Raw genomic sequence first — 17,503 nt, 5'->3', positions numbered from 1 at the left:
TGCATAGGTTTCGTATTATTCATGGGGGAGAGAGCATGCGCTCAGCATTTTGGGTAGGGTGTGCCGCGTTATTGTTGTCGGCATGTAGCAGTGAACCAGTCCAGCAGGCAACGGCAGCCCACGTGGCGCCGGGAATGAAAGCGGCAATGTCCAGTTCAGGTCAGGCCAACTGCGCGATGATTGGCGGTTCGCTGTCTGTCGCCCGCCAGCTTGATGGTTCTGCTATTGGGATGTGCGCCTTGCCAAACGGCAAACGCTGTAGCGAACAGTCGCTTGCCGTTGGAAGCTGCGGTAACTACTGATTATTCTACACGCTTAAACATCAGCGTTGTATCGGCTGTCGCCAGCGTTAACTGGTCCTCAGTCAGGTCGACCTGCGCCCCTTTGCGCAGCATGTCGCCGATAGTCTGATCTAGCTCATTCAGCTGCTGCTCGGTACAGAGCTTACGCGTCATGGCCAGCGTTTTAACCTTAAGCTCGCCTTCGGACAATTTCCCCTGTCCGTTGAAGCGGTTACACATCTGGCCGGAAACGCTGATGTTATTCACCAGGCTGATATCTGGCAGCGCGCTAAAACCGATCTCAGGTTGCGTTGTCGCGGTCTTCACGGCCTTACCGTTTACGTTTTCCAGCACAAAGCGGTGGTTTTTAAGTTGCTCCGGCTGTACGGAGGCTTTACCCGGATTAACACACCCGGTAAGGACAAGACTGATAACGCTTAACGCAATGAGCTTTTTCATTTTTCTTCTCAAACTATAAATACCGTGAATCTTTTTCCAGTGTAACGATACTCTGCCGTGCGTTAATGGGGTTTGTCTGAAAGTGCGGGGAGAAGTACCGGGCAACGCAGCGGTTGCCCGGAATGACGTTAATGCGATTTAAATCCTGCCGCCGTCATCAGCATGCGGAAGAGCATACTGACAGCAGCCAGCGCCAGTACGCTGCCGCCCCAGATAATGGCCAGCCACAGTAATCTTTTCCAGACCGGTTGTTGCATCAGTGATAACCCTCCCCATGCTGAACTTTGCCGCGAAACACGTAGTAGCTCCAGAAGGTGTAGACCAGAATAACGGGAATGATCAACAGCGCGCCCACCAGCATAAAGCCCTGGCTTTGCGTCGGGGCGGCGGCCTGCCACAGGGTGATCGACGGTGGAATAATATGCGGCCAGATGCTGATCCCAAGCCCGCTAAAGCCGAGGAATATCAGCCCCAGCGTCAGAATAAACGGACGGCTATGGCTGGCGGGATTATTCAGGCAGCGCCACTGGTAGAGGCTAAAAATCACCACCAGAGCAGGGACCGGCAGCAGATAAAACAGATTCGGCAGCGTAAACCAGCGCGCAGCGATGGCCGGTTGCGCCAGCGGCGTCCAGAGGCTGATCGCCGCAATAAACGCCAGCAGCACGATTAACAGCGTTTTCGACACCTCACGCATCCGCTGCTGCAGCGCGTTTTCGCTTTTCATCACCAGCCAGGTGGAGCCTAACAGCGCATAGGCCACCACCAGCCCCGCGCCGCAAAACAGATTAAACGCGGTAAACCAGTCAAAGGGGCCACCGGTATAGGCCCGGCCGGTGACGGTAAAGCCGTTAATGACGGCGCCTACCGTCACGCCCTGGGTGAACGTTGCCAGAATGGAACCGCCTATAAACGCCTTATCCCAGAAAGGGCGGTGGGCTGGCGTGGCTTTAAAGCGAAACTCAAAAGCCACCCCGCGGAAAATAAGTCCGATCAGCATTAATGTTAGCGGAATGGTCAGGGCATCAACGATTACTGCATACGCCAGCGGAAATGCGCCGAACAGGGCGGCTCCGCCAAGCACCAGCCAGGTTTCATTTCCGTCCCAGACCGGCGCGACGCTGTTGACCATTACGTCGCGATCGTCGGCGTTCTGCGTGGCAGGGAACAGAATGCCAATCCCCAGATCAAAACCGTCCATCACGATATACATCAGCGTGGCGAAGACGATGATCACAAACCAGATAATGGAAAGATCGATACCCATTATGGCTGCTCCTTATGTTCAGTTGTGACGGCAGAAAGCGGGCGCGCCGGACGTCCGTCGGACTCGGTAGCGAAAGTTTCATGCGGCTGTGGGCCTTTTCGGATGAGGCGTACCATATAGCTATAACCCACGCCGAATACCGAGGTATAGACGACGAAGAAGGCCAGCAGGCTCACGCTCATATGCAGATCACCGTGGGCGGACACCGCATCCTTCGTTCGTTGGAGTCCGTAGACCACCCACGGCTGGCGGCCCACTTCGGTGGTGATCCACCCGGCCAGGATGGCAATCAGCCCGGTTGGCCCCATCAGCAGCGCAAACCACAGGAAGGGGCGCGACGAATACACGCGTTTTTTGTAGCGCAGCCAGAGTGCCGTCACCCCGAGCAGCAGCATCAGCATGCCCAGGCCCGCCATGATGCGGAACGACCAGAAGACGATGGTGGAATTCGGACGATCTTCCTTCGGAAACTCTTTGAGTGCCGGAACCTGTTTATCCAGACTGTGCGTCAGGATAAGACTCCCCAGCGCCGGGATCTCCAGCCCAAATCGGGTGCGCTCCTGTTCCATATCCGGCCAGCCAAACAGCAGCAGCGGGGTAGGCTCACCCGGCGGATTTTCCCAGTGGCCTTCAATGGCGGCAATCTTGGCGGGCTGATGCTTTAAGGTGTTTAACCCGTGCATATCGCCAACCATGGCCTGAATGGGGGCGACTATCAGCGTCATCCACAGCGCCATAGAAAACATCGCCCGGATGGCAGGAGTATTATTCCCGCGCAGCAGGTGCCATGCCGCGGATGCGCCCACAAACAGGGCGCTGCTCAGGAATGCGGCTATCGACATATGCAGCAGGCGGTAAGGGAAGGAGGGATTAAACACCACGGCGAACCAGTCCACCGGTACCACCTGGCCGTTGACGATCTCATAGCCCTGCGGGGTCTGCATCCAGCTGTTCGACGAGAGGATCCAGAAGGTGGAGATAATGGTGCCCAACGCCACCATGCAGGTGGCGAAGAAGTGCAGACCCGGCCCGACTTTATTCCAGCCGAACAGCATCACGCCGAGGAACCCGGCCTCGAGGAAGAAGGCGGTCAGCACTTCATAGGTCAGCAGCGGGCCGGTAATGCTGCCCGCAAACTGTGAAAATCCGCTCCAGTTGGTGCCAAACTGGTAGGCCATCACCAGCCCGGAGACCACGCCCATGCCAAAGTTGACGGCAAAAATCTTCGACCAGAAATGGTACAGCGAGCGCCAGACCGGATTTTTTGTTTTCAGCCACAGCCCTTCGAGCACGGCAAGATAGCTTGCCAGGCCGATGGTGATCGCCGGGAAAATAATGTGAAAGGATACGGTAAAGGCAAACTGTATCCGTGCAAGGTGAAAAGCATCTAAACCAAACATGCACAGCCTCAATGTCAAACGGTGTGCTGTTATGGTATAGGGGCAAAGTTCGGACTATCAGACGCAGAAAAGTGATTTTTAACCATAACAGTTGGCTTAAAGCTCATGCTTTAGCCATCTGATATACCTCGAGTGAGGAATAAAAACCGTCTTTTTATGAATTTTACGCATAAAACTGCTTGCCTTGTCGTCTGCGCCGTGCGTTAATGGCCCTCTGGTTTTGAGTCCAAATAAATATCTGACGTAGTTTTATAAAGCAGTTCTCATCACGTTGTGCCTCTCCGCAGCCTCTCTTGGGTCTTTATCTACTTTCCGATTCGTTTTGTTTAAAACCATTATTGCCCAATCGGCCCATTAGTAATTTACGTTTTTACGTTCACAGGAGAATCCTATGACTTCTTATATTCATTTCCGCTGCCCATGCTGTCATGGCTCGCAGTACCGTACCTCAGTCTTTGATATGTCTGAGAAAAACCCACTCGGCGCGAAATGCATCTTTTGCAAATCGTCGATGATTACGCTCGATCACCTGGCCGCCGCGCGTCAGGCGCAAAGCCACGTTACCGAGTACCGTAAGTAATTCGTTTCCCGAACCATAACAGTTAGCTAAATCTTCTCTTTTTCTCCTGCTGATATACACTGTCGGTCACAAGGAGAATTTGATGAAAAAATACCAGCGTCTGGCGCAACAAATTATCTCGCAGATTGAGCTTGGCGTATGGCTGCCGGGCGATAAGCTGCCTTCGCTGCGAGAGCAGGTGGCGAGCAGCGGCATGAGTTTTATGACCGTTGGCCACGCGTATCAGATGCTGGAAAGTCAGGGGCGCATTGTCGCCAGACCGCAGTCGGGCTATTACGTTGCCTCGCGCCCGACCGCACATCAGCCTGCTCCACCTGCCCAGGTAATGCGTGACGAAGTGGTGGATATTAATACCTACATCTTCGACGTCTTACAGGCCAGCCGCGACCCGTCCGTTGTTCCTTTTGCCTCCGCGTTTCCCGATCCCCGACTTTTCCCGCTGCAGCAGCTCAACCGCTCGCTGGCGAACGTCAGCAAAACCGCGACGGCGATGAGCGTGATTGAGAACCTGCCGCCGGGTAACGTCGATCTCCGCCACGCCATTGCCCGTCGCTACGCGCAGCAGGGGATGAACATCTCCCCGGAAGAGATTGTGATCACCGCAGGCGCGCTTGAAGCGCTCAATCTCAGCCTGCAGGCGGTGACCGAGCCGGGCGACTGGGTGATCGTCGAAAACCCGTGTTTCTACGGCGCGCTACAGGCGCTGGAACGCCTGAAGCTCAAAGCGTTGTCGATTGCGACGGACGTCCGCGAGGGGATTGACCTGAATGCCCTTGAACAGGCGCTGAAGGAGTACCCGGTTAAAGCCTGCTGGATCATGACCAACAGTCAGAACCCGCTTGGCTTTACGCTGAGCGCTGCGAAAAAAGCGCAGCTTGTGGCGCTGTTAACGCAGCACAACGTCCCCCTGATTGAAGACGATGTCTACAGCGAGCTCTATTTTGGCCGCGAAAAGCCGCTCCCGGCGAAAGCCTGGGATCGTCAGGACATGACGCTTCACTGCTCGTCCTTTTCAAAATGCCTGGTGGCCGGTTTTCGCATCGGCTGGGTGGCGGCAGGAAAACACGCGCGGCGCATTCAGCAGCTGCAGCTGATGAGCACGCTCTCCACCAGTTCGCCCGTGCAGCTGGCGCTGGTGGATTATCTGGCGACGAAACGCTACGACGCCCATCTGCGCCGCCTGCGGCGTACGCTCGCCGAGCGAAAACAGCAGGCCTGGCAGTCCCTTTTGCGCCATATGCCTGCCGGCGTCAAAATCCACCATAACGACAGCGGCTACTTTTTATGGCTGGAGCTTCCGGCGCAGCTGGATGCGGGGCTGCTCAGCGAACAAGCCTTAACGCACCACATCAGCATTGCTCCCGGAAAGATGTTTTCCACCTCCGACGCGTGGACACCGTTCTTCCGGTTTAATACCTCCTGGGCCTGGGGAGAGCGAGAAGAGCAGGCGGTCATTCAGTTAGGAAAATTAATTAGCACGATGCTGGAATAATCAATTCGACCTTATTTAAATAATCAATTCTTATCCTGATGACGGCGCTGCGAATATTTCGCAGTGCCCTGTCATAGGAAATCTGCATACCGTCTTTCGCGCCTAACTCCTTGTCTATAATCCAGTTAACGGGGAATGCGCCCTCTGTCACACCTTGATGAAATTTCCTGAAGCCATACGGTGCGGCGCATTTGCGCGGTCTACGTTTAATAAGGGAGATATTTTTACGGCACGGCTGCCGCTAAATTTCATTGCGACAGGAGTAACTCTTATGAGCAAACATTTTGCCCGCAGCAGCCTGTGCGCGCTCGGCATGACTATCATGACAGCGCAAGCCGCAGAACCACCAAAGGCCATCGGCGACGGGGAAGGTCGGCTGGATATTATCGCCTGGCCGGGATACATCGAACGCGGACAGACGGATAAAAATTATGACTGGGTCACCCAGTTTGAAAAAGAGACCGGGTGTGCGGTCAACGTCAAAACGGCGGCCACGTCGGATGAAATGGTCAGCCTGATGGCGAAAGGAGGATACGATCTGGTGACCGCCTCGGGTGACGCCTCCCTGCGCCTGATCATGGGCAAACGCGTCCAGCCCATTAACCCCGATCTTATCCCCAACTGGAAAACCCTAGACGGACGGATTGTGAAAGGGGAATGGTTTAACGTCGGCGGGAAAGTCTACGGCACGCCGTATCAGTGGGGGCCAAACCTGCTGATGTACAACACCAAAACCTTCCCGACGCCGCCTGACAGCTGGAGCGTGGTCTTTACTAAACAGGATCTGCCGGACGGTAAAACCAATCAGGGACGCGTGCAGGCGTATGACGGCCCGATTTATATCGCCGATGCCGCGCTGTTCGTCAAAGCCACGCAGCCGCAGTTGGGTATCAAAGACCCTTACCAGCTCACCGAAAAACAGTATGCCGCCGTGCTCAAGGTGCTTCGCGACCAGCACGCGCTGATCCACCGCTACTGGCATGACACCACCGTCCAGATGAGCGACTTCAAAAATGAAGGCGTCGTGGCCTCCAGCGCCTGGCCGTATCAGGCGAATGCGCTGAAGGCTGAGAACCAGCCCGTTGCCACCGTCTTCCCGAAAGAGGGGGTGACCGGCTGGGCGGACACCACCATGCTGCACGCGCAGGCAAAACACCCGATGTGCGCCTACAAATGGATGAACTGGTCGCTGACGCCGAAAGTGCAGGGCGATCTGGCCGCATGGTTTGGCTCCCTGCCCGTAGTTGCAGAAGGGTGTAAGGCCAGCACGCTGCTGGGTGATAAAGGCTGCGAAACAAACGGTTATAACGAGTTCGACAAAATCATGTTCTGGAAAACCCCCATCGCCGAAGGCGGCAAATTTGTCCCTTACAGCCGCTGGACGCAGGACTACATCGCCATCATGGGCGGTCGTTAATTGCCCGGGAGCAGAACATGACGTACGCGGTAGAGTTTAACAACGTTTCCCGTCTGTACGGCGACGTACGGGCGGTGGATGGGGTCACCATTGCCATTCGTGACGGAGAATTTTTCTCCATGCTGGGGCCTTCGGGCTCCGGTAAAACCACCTGCCTGCGTCTGATCGCCGGTTTCGAACAGCTGTCAGGCGGGACGATCTCTATCTTCGGCAAAGAGGCGAGCGAACTGCCCCCTTGGGAGCGGGATGTGAATACCGTCTTTCAGGACTACGCGCTGTTTCCGCATATGTCGATCCTCGACAATGTTGCCTACGGGCTGATGGTCAAAGGTATCGACAAGAAAAAACGCCATGCGCAGGCCCGTGATGCCCTGGAAAAAGTGGGCCTGAGCTTTGCCGTTGCCCGCAAACCTTCACAACTTTCCGGCGGCCAGCGGCAGCGTGTTGCCATCGCCCGGGCGCTGGTTAATGAGCCGCGCGTCCTGCTGCTGGATGAACCCTTAGGTGCGCTCGATCTCAAACTGCGTGAACAGATGCAGTTCGAGCTGAAGAAGCTTCAGCAGGAACTCGGCATCACCTTTATTTTTGTCACCCACGATCAGGGCGAAGCCCTTTCCATGTCAGACCGGGTGGCGGTGTTCAATAACGGGCGCATCGAGCAGGTGGATACCCCGCGCGATCTCTACATGCGTCCGCGCACGCCGTTTGTCGCCGGTTTTGTCGGCACTTCCAACGTATTTGACGCAGTCCTTGCGCAGAAACTATGCGGTATGGAAGGCAGCTATTCCCTGCGCCCGGAACATATTCGCCTTAATGAGGGCGGAGACGTTCAGGTTCAGGGCATCGTGCAGGCCGTTCAGTATCAGGGGGCGGCCACGCGGCTGGAGCTGAAGCTCGCCGACGGCGCCAAACTGCTGGTGAGCCAGGCTAATCTCAGTGAAATCTCGCCGCTGAGCGGGATTGCGCCGGGGCAGGCGGTGATGGCGTCGTGGTCACGCGAGGCGATGATTCGCCTGCACGAGGAGAGGTGAAATGGCTATGAGCGTTACGCATCCTCCCGCCTCGCACGGGCGCTTAAGCCGCATGACGGCGCTGTTCTGGCGCAAACCGTCGCTTGGCCTGTTCCTGCTTCTGCTCGCGCCGCTCATGTGGTTTGGCATCGTCTATTTAGGATCGCTTCTGACCCTGCTGTGGCAAGGTTTTTACACCTTTGACGATTTCACCATGGCCGTCACGCCGGATCTGACCCTGGCGAACATTCGGGCGCTTTTCAACCCGGCAAACTACGACATCATACTGCGCACGCTAACGATGGCGATTGCGGTGACGATAGCCAGCGCCATCCTGGCATTCCCGATGGCCTGGTACATGGCGCGATACACCCGCGGCAAGTGGAAAGCGTTTTTCTATATTGCTGTGATGCTGCCAATGTGGGCAAGCTACATCGTCAAAGCCTACGCCTGGACGCTGCTGCTGGCGAAGGATGGGGTGGCGCAGTGGTTTCTCAACCATATGGGGCTGGAGCCGATCCTGACCTCACTCCTTACGCTCCCGGCAGTTGGCGGCAACACCTTGTCCACCTCCGGGCTGGGACGGTTTCTGGTGTTCGTCTATATCTGGCTGCCGTTTATGATCCTGCCCGTCCAGGCGGCTCTGGAACGCCTGCCGGCCTCGCTACTGCAGGCCTCAGCCGACCTTGGCGCGCGCCCTCGCCAGACCTTTCGCTGCGTCGTTCTGCCGCTGGCGATCCCGGGTATTGCCGCGGGCTCAATATTCACCTTTTCCCTGACGCTGGGAGATTTCATCGTTCCGCAGCTGGTGGGGCCGCCGGGTTACTTCATCGGTAACATGGTCTACTCACAGCAGGGCGCCATTGGCAATATGCCCATGGCCGCCGCGTTCACGCTCGTGCCCATCGTGCTGATTTCACTCTATCTGGCGTTCGTGAAACGTCTGGGAGCATTCGATGCACTCTGAACGCGCACCGCTGTTCCTGAAAGTGGCAGCCTGGGGAGGCGTCATCTTCCTGCACTTCCCGCTGCTGATTATCGCGACCTATGCCTTTAACACCGAAGACGCGGCCTTCAGCTTTCCGCCGCAGGGGCTGACGCTTAAGTGGTTTAGCGTGGCGGCGGGGCGCGGCGATATTATTGAATCCGTGACGTTGTCACTTCAGATTGCCGCGCTCTCCACCGCGATTGCCCTCGTGCTTGGCACGCTTGCTGCAGCGGCGCTGTGGCGAAGCGAGTTTTTTGGCAAGAATGCGATCTCGCTGCTGCTGCTGTTGCCGATTGCGTTACCGGGGATCATCACCGGTCTGGCGCTGCTGACGGCATTCAAAACGATTGACCTTGAGCCGGGGTTTTTCACCATCGTGGTGGGACACGCCACCTTTTGCGTGGTGGTGGTATTTAACAACGTGATTGCCCGTTTCAGACGCACCTCCTGGAGCCTGGTGGAAGCGTCGATGGATCTCGGGGCCGACGGATGGCAAACCTTCCGCTATGTGGTGCTGCCCAATCTGGGTTCCGCGCTGCTGGCCGGGGGAATGCTGGCGTTTGCCCTGTCGTTTGACGAGATAATCGTCACAACGTTTACGGCGGGACACGAGCGCACGTTACCGCTGTGGTTGCTCAATCAGCTCGGTCGTCCGCGCGACGTGCCGGTCACCAACGTCGTAGCACTGCTGGTGATGCTGGTGACAACTATCCCCATTCTGGGAGCCTGGTGGCTAACCCGCGACGGCGAGAACATCGCCGGCAGCGGGAAATAACAGTGAATTCAACAGGAAAATGCTATGCAAACACAACTGCTGATAGAGGGAAAACTGGTAACCGGAGAGGGAGAAAAACAGCCGGTCTATAACCCGGCCACTGGAGAACTCCTGCTGGAGATTGCCGAGGCGTCAGCGGCTCAGGTCGACGCGGCGGTTCAGGCGGCCGACCGTGCTTTTGCGGAGTGGGGACAAACCACGCCGAAGACGCGCGCCGAGTGCCTGCTGAAGCTGGCGGATGCGATTGAAGCGCATGGGGAGGAGTTTGCCCGGCTCGAATCCCTCAACTGCGGCAAGCCGCTGCACTGTGCTCTGGGTGATGAAATTCCGGCGGTGGTCGACGTTTTCCGTTTCTTCGCCGGGGCCGCCCGCTGTCTGAACGGGCTGGCCGCCGGGGAGTACCTTGACGGCCACACGTCGATGATCCGCCGCGATCCGGTGGGCGTGGTTGCCTCTATTGCCCCCTGGAACTATCCGCTGATGATGGCGGCCTGGAAACTGGCCCCCGCGCTGGCGGCAGGGAACTGCGTGGTGATTAAGCCCTCAGAGATCACGCCCCTGACCGCGCTGAAGCTGGGAGAGCTGGCAAAAGATATCTTCCCGGCAGGCGTTCTGAACGTCCTGTTTGGGCGGGGTAAAACGGTCGGCGATCCGCTGACCGGGCATGAAAAAGTTCGTATGGTCTCGCTGACCGGTTCGATTGCTACCGGGGAACATATCATCGGCCATACGGCGTCCTCTATTAAACGCACCCACATGGAGCTGGGCGGTAAAGCGCCGGTTATCGTCTTTGATGATGCTGACCTGGATGCGGTTGTCGAAGGGGTGCGGACGTTTGGTTTCTACAATGCCGGACAGGACTGTACGGCGGCGTGCCGGATTTATGCCCAGAAGGGCATCTATGCCGCGCTGGTGGAAAAGCTGGGCGCAGCGGTCGCCAGCCTCAAAATGGGTGCGCCGGAGGATGCTTCTACCGAACTGGGGCCGCTCAGCTCAGCCGCCCATCTTTCACGCGTTTGTCAGGCGGTCGATGAGGCGAAAGCGCTCGGTCATATCCGCGTTGTCACCGGCGGGAGCAAAAAAGAGGGGGCAGGCTACTACTTCCAGCCAACCCTGCTGGCGGGGGCAAAACAGGACGATGCCATCGTTCAGCGCGAGGTGTTTGGCCCGGTGGTGAGCGTCACCGAGTTTGATGACGAGGCGCAGGTGCTGGCCTGGGCGAACGATTCGCAGTATGGCCTGGCGTCATCGGTCTGGACCAAAGACGTGGGCCGCGCCCATCGCCTGAGCGCGCGGCTGCAGTACGGCTGCACCTGGGTGAATACCCATTTTATGCTGGTGAGCGAAATGCCGCACGGCGGCATGAAATTATCCGGCTACGGCAAAGATATGTCGGTCTACGGGCTTGAGGATTATACGGTCGTGCGGCATGTGATGATCAAACACTAAGCCCGCCATGCCTGGCCGCATGCGCGGCCAGGCGTTTCCCGCGCCCGCCATGAGTGTTACGCAAGATACTCAATTGTTATTATCCATTATTTTTAAGTGGTTATTCTGTAACGAAAAAACTTGATCTGTATCAACATATGACGCATATTGCGTGCGGTTATTTTTTCGGCTCTGGTATACAGAATGACGTTGTATCAAAAGATGTTGGTTTTTTACGCAATTATGGCTTCTATCTGCGCATTAATTACCTGGTTCCTCTCTAAAGACCGCAAACGTATCCGCCTGCTTAGCGCTTTTCTGGTGGGGTCAACCTGGCCAATGAGCTTCCCCGTTGCGCTGCTGGTCTCGCTTTTCTGAAGCACGCTTCCATTTTTAAAAGATGAATATGGCATTCCAGATACGGTAACTGTATAAATAAACAGTGCATCGTAAAAGGAGTGCTTATGAACAGTTTTTACTCGCAGCAGGCCGGTTGTACCGTGCGCTGGCATGACCTGCCCGGCACCGGCGATCCCGTGGTGTTCATTCACGGGCTGGGCTGCGCCTCTTCCTATGAATATCCCCGTGTCGTTCATGACCCGCTGTTTGGCGCGCGCAGAGCGATTCTCATCGATTTGCCCGGCAGCGGCTACAGCGACAAGCCTGAGCACTACAGCTATAAAACCACCGACCAGGCGCACGTAGTGGCGGAACTGATTGACCATCTAGAGCTGGAGTCCTTTTGGTTATACGGCCACAGCATGGGCGGCAGCATTGCTATCGAAACGGCGGGGCTGCTGGCGTCGCGCGTGAAGGGCCTGATGGTGTCAGAGCCTAATTTTCACGCGGGCGGGGGCATGTTCAGCCGGTCTATTGCGGCGCAAACCGAGCAGCAGTTTCTGACGCAGGGCTATGACGCCATGCTCGGCGCGGAAAAAACGGCGTGGGCCGGGTGCCTGCAGAGCAATGCGCCGTATGCCGTCTGGCGGGGTGCATCGAGCCTGGTGGCGGGCGTTGAACCGGAATGGGAAGCGCAGTTTCTGTCACTTCCTTGCCCGGTAACGTTGATTTTCGGCGAGCAGTCTCTTCCGGATGACGATGTGGAAAGTCTGAAGCAAAAGGGCGTCGAGGTGAAAATCATTCCTGCGGCAGGGCATTCAATGTCGTGGGAAAACCCTTCTGCGCTGGCGCAGACGATCGTTGGCTGTATGGCGCGGTGAAAATGGCCCGCATGGCTGCGGGCCGACATCTCAGCGCAATAACGCCTGTAAAGCCCGGCGAGCACCGGGCTGAACATCATGCGGATGCTGGTAATCAATGTTCTCTATCGCGCGGCTATAGAGTGCAACCAGCCAGTCGTAAACGTACGCGGTGGCCGCATGCACGGGCTGTTCCCCCAGGCGGGTCAGGCGAGGCTCCGCGCTGCTGACCACCGGCGTGACGAAGATGGCCTGGCCCTTGCGGATGCGGCTTGCCGGGCGCGTTGCCACGGGCGTCTTGTCATAACCCAGCCAGCCAACGAAATTGCCCATCACGGCATGCAGCTGTGCAGCGCTGCTTTTATCCGCTTCGACAATGCGCTGAAGCTGCTGAGGCAGATTAAGCCGGTAGCTGGTGACAACCAGCACATCCGCGATTTGCTGTAATACCGCAGGCTCCAGCCCAAGACGGGCAGCCGTTGCCTCGTTGCGGCTCCACTGACGCAGATGATTTATCCAGACTCTGTGCGCCAGACGCGCTTTGTCTTTTGTCTGGAACAGGCCGGTGCTTTCCTGCGTATTCTCGGCAAACAGGTCAATCGTGTCCGTAAACAGCCCGTTCACCTGCTCCTCGCGCGGCTGCTGAACGGCGAGCAGCGTTTCAAAGGCTTTCAGCGGCGGCAGCAGGCCTTCAAGCAGTTCGCCGTGGCGGGCGGCGCTGCTTTGCAGCGTGCGCACCATGCTTTCGGCCTGAGCGCGTCTTGTCCCCGGCTCTTCTACCAGCGGCGCCAGATAGCTTTGCATCAGCGATGAGAGTTCCTGTCGCAGCAAGCCTTTCAGCGTGCCGAGACGCTTCTGTCGCTGCGCGGGCAGCGTGGCCTGAGACAGCCATTCGATGACGCGCTGCATGCTGTGGCTGTCCAGCGCCTGCAGCGTGCCCCAGCGTAAACCCGGCTTTCCGAGCAGATGCTGTACGGCTTCATCGAGATTCTGCCGGGTGGTAAAGCGGGCGTCGTGAGGGGTAATCGCCCATACCAGCCCCGGCAGGGCCGATTCTTCAGCAGGCTGCGTCTCCTTGACCCAGTTCATTAACACTTTTGCTTTTTTGGCCGTCTGCTCGTGCTGCGCCGTCGCATTGCAAATCACCAGCACATCCGGCTGAAGCTGTTGACGGTAATGCTCGAGCAGCCACTGGGACTTCGCCTGGCGTAGCGGGTCGACACGGTTATCTTCAAAGACTGGAATATCAATAATATCGACGTTATCCAGCGCGCCGTTCTCAACCGGCAGCACCAGCTCGCGGGTCAGCAAGGCCAGCACGTCGACGGGGATGCTGATGGCGTTTAGCATTTCACCGCTATTCAGCGGATGAAGCAGCGTCTCCTGCGCGTCCTGGAGATCTAACGTGCCGTCGTGCGTCAGGAAACCCTCACCCGGCAGGCCAAAGCTGTCCACCAGCAGGCTAAGCGGGGCAGCAAGCTCCCCGGCATGGCTGGTCTGGTGCAGCACATGTGCCAGTTTTAACCACTGCTGGGTCAACTCCTGCTGCTCGCCCCACAGCAGTGACCAGACGCTGGCCCGCGTGCTGAGATCGAGAGAAGGCACCAGCCGGGCGAACTCATGCCACAGGGCATCATCAATTTGCTGCTTAGCGGCGGGTACGGTGCTTTGCCAGAAGCGGGCTATCGCCCCCACTTCCTGAGCCGTGATGCCGGGCACGCCCTGCGGCTGGCGCAGCCCGCGCCATTTGTCCAGACGTGTCTCAATGACCGCCTTATCCACCGCGCGCATCTGCGGATGCAGCGTCGTGCGGGCAATAAACAGCTGTACCAACTCGGCCTCGGTGACCAGGCTCAGACGCAGCGGGAACGCCTCATCCGCCACCTCCGTGTTTTCACGGGTAAAGCGGATGGCCATGTTGGTCAGGGCATGTCCCGGATTGATATGCGAAAAATAGTCAAAGGTGCGCTGGCCCGGCGTTACGTTCAGGCGTCCATTACCGCTGCCGCACAGGGATAACAGCAGATGGGCTTTCGCACTCTGCGAATGACCGTAAAGCCCAATGCTGCTCTGGCGGGTCATGGCGCGTTCAATGGCCTGTTCCCGCGCCTGCGCCGCGTTGATGCGAGCAAGCAGGGCGTCAGCATCGTTATCCAGCACAGGGGCGTTCAGGCGCGTCTCATTAATCCACCCGATTAAGGCCTGAGTGGTGGTCGTCGTCGCTGTCATTTCAGGTATACGCTCCCGCTGTCGATCCAGTAGTGGCTGCCGCTGTGTCGGCGATCGGCCAAGGTATTCAGTTTGAAGGTTAATGCGTCAGGGGCAACCGGCGTGCCGTCCTGCAGCCAGGCATCGCTCAGCTCGAAGGCCTCAGGGCCTTCCTGCTTGCTGCCGCCGCAGAGCTTCAGCCGCACGTTCAGCACGCCGTCACCGGCAATGGCTTTCGCCAGTTCAGCCGAGTTGATGCTGAGCGTGTAGAGCGGCGTGGCGGGCCAGCGCGCGTTCGCCAGCTGGCGGAAGCCGAGGGTAACGTTACCGCGCAGCGGGAAGTGGAGACGCGCGTCGAGCTTCGCGCCCGGCTTATCGAGGTCGATATCCTGATACCAGACGTTTTCCTCGCGCAGGGTATTAACGGTGTTATCCAGCACGCCGAGATACCGCACGGTTGAATACGCGCCAATGTCCGCGGCTTTAAAGTTGAAGCGCGGCAGACGCAGGTCGAGCGCCAGGCTGCAGAGCATGGCCCCCACGGCGGCCGTTGATTTCGGGTTGCCAATGCGCCCCTGTTGGCTGAACGGATACCACTCGTGCACCTGGTATTTATCCAGCCAGACGATGCGGTTGACCGGCACCGGCTGCAGATGACGAATCAGAGCCTGAACGCCAGGCAGGCAGCCGGGGCGTCCGGTGATCAGCAGAACATCGCAGCTGTAATGGGATATCGCCTCGCACACCGCGTGGAGCGGCGAGGCCAGCGTAAATTGCCCGGCGAGCATCGCATCCTGCATTTCGCGGAAATTCACGTGCAGCGGCACCGCGAACAGGTCAAAAGCGTCTGAACCCGCTGGCAGGGCATGGTCGATCGCCTGCTGCAGATAATTCATGACGTTGCGCGTCGGTTTCTGCGGCAGGAGATCGCCAAAGGTGGCATGCAGACCGGCCAGCGGATCGTCAACGTCGCTCGATTCCCACGCGGCAAGAATGGCGTGGCCAATCGGCATAAACAGCTGAAGCGCCGTTTGCTGACGGAGTACCGCCTGGGTATCAATACGCCCGGAGTCGCCGAACAGCGACGCCATCAGCAGCGAGGCGTCCGCGATACCGGATTTCTGCAGCTGCGTTTGCAGCGCGGGCAACACGTAGCGCTGAATCACGTCCAGAAGCGTATCGTCGCCCGCGACTTTGAAGCCTTCACGGAACAGCAGCTGCGGGGTGATTTTGACGTTATTGCCAGAACCGTCATCCAGCTGATAATGGGTGATCGCCATATCCGTTGTGCCGCCGCCGATGTCGATGGACGCGACGCGAAGCGCGCGGCCCGGCTGGCTACCCGGCTCAGGCTCACGGTCCGGGCGGGCCAGGGAGGCGAAGAAGGCTTCCGTCTGACCGCCAAAGCGGGAGATCGCTTCGTTATACAGCCAGACCAGCTGACCGCAGCTGGCTTCATCCCACTCCATCTGGATTTCAGGAACCGGCACCACGCTTTTATCCTGCTGTTTGCGGGTGACAAAATCCTCATCCTGCGGGTGCCAGCCCATCGCTTTCCAGACGATGGCGATGGCTTCGAACATGCGGCGACGGAAAATCTCGCGCTCCTGCTTTGGCATGGCCGAGGGCAGGGTCAGGATCAGGGTGCGCAGCTGGCGCGGTGACGCGGGGAAGCCCAGACGCAGGCGCGTGGCGACGCTGTTGATCTGCCCCAGCGCCTGCGCCAGCAGCTCGCACAGCATGTGCGTCATCAGCGTGCTGCGGCTGTACTGCGGCGAGAAGACCGGCAGCCGCTCGTCCTGCGGCAGAGTGAAGAGCGGCTCGCCGTCATCGTTCATCAGGTTCATCAGCGGAAACGCGGTGGCAAGCGGCTCACGCTGGGTTTTGCTGTTCATCTGGCTAAAGCGCCAGTCCTGCACGACCGGCGTTTCATCCCACAGGTAGCGACGCGGGCTGGAGATGCCACTGTTGCCTTCTGTTCCCAGACGCTGCATCGCCAGCTTGCGGGCTTCATCGCCCACGCGAACAATCGACGGCCAGACAAAGGCATCTTCGCGACCGCTTTCAACCGAGAAGTGCTGCTTGCCAAAGCGCGCTTCCGAAAACTCGAGACGGCTGGTGAACAGCGGCGCATTCAGGAACTGCGGCTCGCTGAGCGAGCGGACCTGCAGCTCGGCGGTCTGGCGCAGCCCATCGTTCGCATCGCCGTGGTCTTCAATAATGACGCCGCAGGTGTGGGTGTTGCCCACGTCGAGGATCAGGTCGACCGGAATGGCTGGCGTGCTGAGCGTATGGGTAACAAATTTCACCTCCGGCACGGTGAGCTGTTCACCGAGCATGGTCAGCAGGTTAAGCCAGTGGGCCTGATATTCAAACCCGCGCATCGCCTGCTGGAGATCGCGTTCTGAACGGTTTTCAACGCCGTCGGCATACTGGGTAAATGCCTCGCGCAGCCAGCCGTCAATCCAGGTCTGGTCGAGGAAATTTTCAACTTCGTTGTCTCGCCAGGCCAGCGCGAATCGGGTCCCGTTCAGAATATCGTTTTCAACCGGGGACAGGGCGGACGTGGCGTGTTCGGCAATCTGGCTGTCAAGGGCGAGCGTGACGCGGTGCGTATTGCCTGCCGTATCGGGTGTATCCAGCCTGCGCACCTGAACGCGGGCCCAGTTATCCGGCCCCTCAACAAAGGTCCGCGGTGGGTTGAAGCGCAGAAACGGAACCGGGAGCCAGACGCCGTCCAGCACCGCCAGGGACTGATGCAGCGGGATGGTGGTTTCCGGCTTAACCACTTCAGGCTGCCCGCCGTTCGTCCCAGGCACGGTATAGCGCCCGTTAACCAGGTCGAAATCGAGCCGCAGCAGCGGGCCGTTCGCGGTTTTACGTACGAAGCGCCCGTTGCTGGCGGTGTCCTGCGGCGTCAGACCGAAATCAAGGAACTGCACGCCGCTGTTGGCAATAAGCGTGACGCTTTGTTTATAGTCGCAAAGATTAACCAGCAT

16 protein-coding genes are annotated in these 17,503 nt (G+C 58.2%); 10 read left to right on the top strand and 6 right to left on the bottom strand.

Going from position 1 to position 17,503, the window contains the following annotated elements; translation table 11 throughout:
- Window positions 1–35: 35 nt before the first annotated feature.
- On the top strand, window positions 36–302 hold the full coding sequence (locus tag F0320_RS11575) for a putative hemolysin (protein ID WP_023312003.1): 267 nt from the start codon (window positions 36–38) through the stop codon (window positions 300–302).
- Here the strand turns inward: F0320_RS11575 and hslJ are convergent, their stop codons facing one another.
- From hslJ to F0320_RS11555, 4 genes are all read right to left on the bottom strand, one after another.
- Complete coding sequence (hslJ, locus tag F0320_RS11570; RefSeq protein WP_126328642.1) at window positions 303–740, bottom strand: heat shock protein HslJ; 438 nt, start codon at window positions 738–740, stop codon at window positions 303–305.
- A 128-nt stretch (window positions 741–868) separates the two neighbouring features.
- The gene (locus F0320_RS11565; RefSeq protein ID WP_008501283.1) at window positions 869–997 is read right to left on the bottom strand and encodes a DUF2474 domain-containing protein; all 129 of its coding nucleotides are present in this window, start codon (window positions 995–997) and stop codon (window positions 869–871) included.
- Complete coding sequence (gene cydB / locus F0320_RS11560) at window positions 997–2,007, bottom strand: cytochrome d ubiquinol oxidase subunit II (RefSeq protein ID WP_048029815.1); 1,011 nt, start codon at window positions 2,005–2,007, stop codon at window positions 997–999. The genes F0320_RS11565 and cydB overlap by 1 nt, the downstream gene beginning before the upstream one ends.
- On the bottom strand, window positions 2,007–3,407 hold the full coding sequence (locus F0320_RS11555; protein ID WP_029741510.1) for a cytochrome ubiquinol oxidase subunit I: 1,401 nt from the start codon (window positions 3,405–3,407) through the stop codon (window positions 2,007–2,009). Before F0320_RS11555 ends, cydB begins: the two co-directional genes overlap by 1 nt.
- Before the next feature lie 391 nt (window positions 3,408–3,798).
- On the opposite strand from F0320_RS11555, the gene F0320_RS11550 reads away from it, so the two are divergent.
- The 9 genes from F0320_RS11550 (at window position 3,799) to F0320_RS11510 (ending at window position 12,317) form a co-directional block, all read left to right on the top strand.
- Entirely contained in the window at window positions 3,799–3,987 is a 189-nt protein-coding gene (locus F0320_RS11550) for a hypothetical protein (protein WP_023335881.1), read from the top strand.
- Between the two features lie 82 nt (window positions 3,988–4,069).
- A complete protein-coding gene (locus F0320_RS11545; RefSeq protein WP_126328640.1) occupies window positions 4,070–5,479 on the top strand; it encodes a PLP-dependent aminotransferase family protein in 1,410 nt (469 codons plus the stop codon).
- A gap of 271 nt (window positions 5,480–5,750) precedes the next feature.
- A complete protein-coding gene (gene ydcS / locus F0320_RS11540) occupies window positions 5,751–6,896 on the top strand; it encodes a putative ABC transporter substrate-binding protein YdcS (protein WP_126328639.1) in 1,146 nt (381 codons plus the stop codon).
- A gap of 17 nt (window positions 6,897–6,913) precedes the next feature.
- Window positions 6,914–7,927, top strand: coding sequence for an ABC transporter ATP-binding protein (locus F0320_RS11535; protein WP_126328638.1), 1,014 nt, complete (start codon window positions 6,914–6,916; stop codon window positions 7,925–7,927).
- Between the two features lies 1 nt (window position 7,928).
- Window positions 7,929–8,873: an ABC transporter permease gene (locus F0320_RS11530; RefSeq protein ID WP_126328637.1), complete on the top strand. Its 945-nt coding sequence runs from the start codon at window positions 7,929–7,931 to the stop codon at window positions 8,871–8,873.
- Window positions 8,863–9,669: an ABC transporter permease gene (locus tag F0320_RS11525; RefSeq protein WP_029741505.1), complete on the top strand. Its 807-nt coding sequence runs from the start codon at window positions 8,863–8,865 to the stop codon at window positions 9,667–9,669. The genes F0320_RS11530 and F0320_RS11525 overlap by 11 nt, the downstream gene beginning before the upstream one ends.
- Before the next feature lie 24 nt (window positions 9,670–9,693).
- The gene (gene patD, locus F0320_RS11520) at window positions 9,694–11,118 is read left to right on the top strand and encodes an aminobutyraldehyde dehydrogenase (protein ID WP_126328636.1); all 1,425 of its coding nucleotides are present in this window, start codon (window positions 9,694–9,696) and stop codon (window positions 11,116–11,118) included.
- Between the two features lie 183 nt (window positions 11,119–11,301).
- Window positions 11,302–11,475: a GhoT/OrtT family toxin gene (locus F0320_RS11515; RefSeq protein WP_013096478.1), complete on the top strand. Its 174-nt coding sequence runs from the start codon at window positions 11,302–11,304 to the stop codon at window positions 11,473–11,475.
- 86 nt (window positions 11,476–11,561) lie between these two features.
- The gene (locus tag F0320_RS11510) at window positions 11,562–12,317 is read left to right on the top strand and encodes an alpha/beta fold hydrolase (protein WP_126328635.1); all 756 of its coding nucleotides are present in this window, start codon (window positions 11,562–11,564) and stop codon (window positions 12,315–12,317) included.
- Between the two features lie 30 nt (window positions 12,318–12,347).
- On the opposite strand, the gene F0320_RS11505 is transcribed toward F0320_RS11510, so the two are convergent.
- Entirely contained in the window at window positions 12,348–14,525 is a 2,178-nt protein-coding gene (locus F0320_RS11505; protein WP_126328634.1) for a virulence factor SrfC family protein, read from the bottom strand.
- Window positions 14,522–17,503 (bottom strand): virulence factor SrfB, encoded by a 2,982-nt coding sequence (locus F0320_RS11500; protein ID WP_126328633.1) that lies wholly within the window; start codon window positions 17,501–17,503, stop codon window positions 14,522–14,524. The genes F0320_RS11505 and F0320_RS11500 overlap by 4 nt, the downstream gene beginning before the upstream one ends.

The organism is Enterobacter dykesii (assembly GCF_008364625.2).
Taxonomy (GTDB): domain Bacteria; phylum Pseudomonadota; class Gammaproteobacteria; order Enterobacterales; family Enterobacteriaceae; genus Enterobacter; species Enterobacter dykesii.
This window is presented reverse-complemented; position numbering and strand designations above follow the sequence as displayed.

What these genes read in the sequence shown, in the direction of transcription:
- F0320_RS11575 (WP_023312003.1), top strand. Translation starts at nt 36, where the DNA reads ATGCGCTCAGCATTTTGGGTAGGGTGTGCCGCGTTATTGTTGTCGGCA.
- F0320_RS11550 (WP_023335881.1), top strand. Translation starts at nt 3,799, where the DNA reads ATGACTTCTTATATTCATTTCCGCTGCCCATGCTGTCATGGCTCGCAG.
- hslJ (WP_126328642.1), bottom strand. Translation starts at nt 740, where the DNA reads ATGAAAAAGCTCATTGCGTTAAGCGTTATCAGTCTTGTCCTTACCGGG.
- F0320_RS11510 (WP_126328635.1), top strand. Translation starts at nt 11,562, where the DNA reads ATGAACAGTTTTTACTCGCAGCAGGCCGGTTGTACCGTGCGCTGGCAT.
- F0320_RS11545 (WP_126328640.1), top strand. Translation starts at nt 4,070, where the DNA reads ATGAAAAAATACCAGCGTCTGGCGCAACAAATTATCTCGCAGATTGAG.
- F0320_RS11500 (WP_126328633.1), bottom strand. Translation starts at nt 17,503, where the DNA reads ATGCTGGTTAATCTTTGCGACTATAAACAAAGCGTCACGCTTATTGCC.
- F0320_RS11530 (WP_126328637.1), top strand. Translation starts at nt 7,929, where the DNA reads ATGGCTATGAGCGTTACGCATCCTCCCGCCTCGCACGGGCGCTTAAGC.
- F0320_RS11555 (WP_029741510.1), bottom strand. Translation starts at nt 3,407, where the DNA reads ATGTTTGGTTTAGATGCTTTTCACCTTGCACGGATACAGTTTGCCTTT.
- F0320_RS11565 (WP_008501283.1), bottom strand. Translation starts at nt 997, where the DNA reads ATGCAACAACCGGTCTGGAAAAGATTACTGTGGCTGGCCATTATCTGG.
- patD (WP_126328636.1), top strand. Translation starts at nt 9,694, where the DNA reads ATGCAAACACAACTGCTGATAGAGGGAAAACTGGTAACCGGAGAGGGA.
- cydB (WP_048029815.1), bottom strand. Translation starts at nt 2,007, where the DNA reads ATGGGTATCGATCTTTCCATTATCTGGTTTGTGATCATCGTCTTCGCC.
- F0320_RS11505 (WP_126328634.1), bottom strand. Translation starts at nt 14,525, where the DNA reads ATGACAGCGACGACGACCACCACTCAGGCCTTAATCGGGTGGATTAAT.
- F0320_RS11535 (WP_126328638.1), top strand. Translation starts at nt 6,914, where the DNA reads ATGACGTACGCGGTAGAGTTTAACAACGTTTCCCGTCTGTACGGCGAC.
- F0320_RS11515 (WP_013096478.1), top strand. Translation starts at nt 11,302, where the DNA reads ATGACGTTGTATCAAAAGATGTTGGTTTTTTACGCAATTATGGCTTCT.
- ydcS (WP_126328639.1), top strand. Translation starts at nt 5,751, where the DNA reads ATGAGCAAACATTTTGCCCGCAGCAGCCTGTGCGCGCTCGGCATGACT.
- F0320_RS11525 (WP_029741505.1), top strand. Translation starts at nt 8,863, where the DNA reads ATGCACTCTGAACGCGCACCGCTGTTCCTGAAAGTGGCAGCCTGGGGA.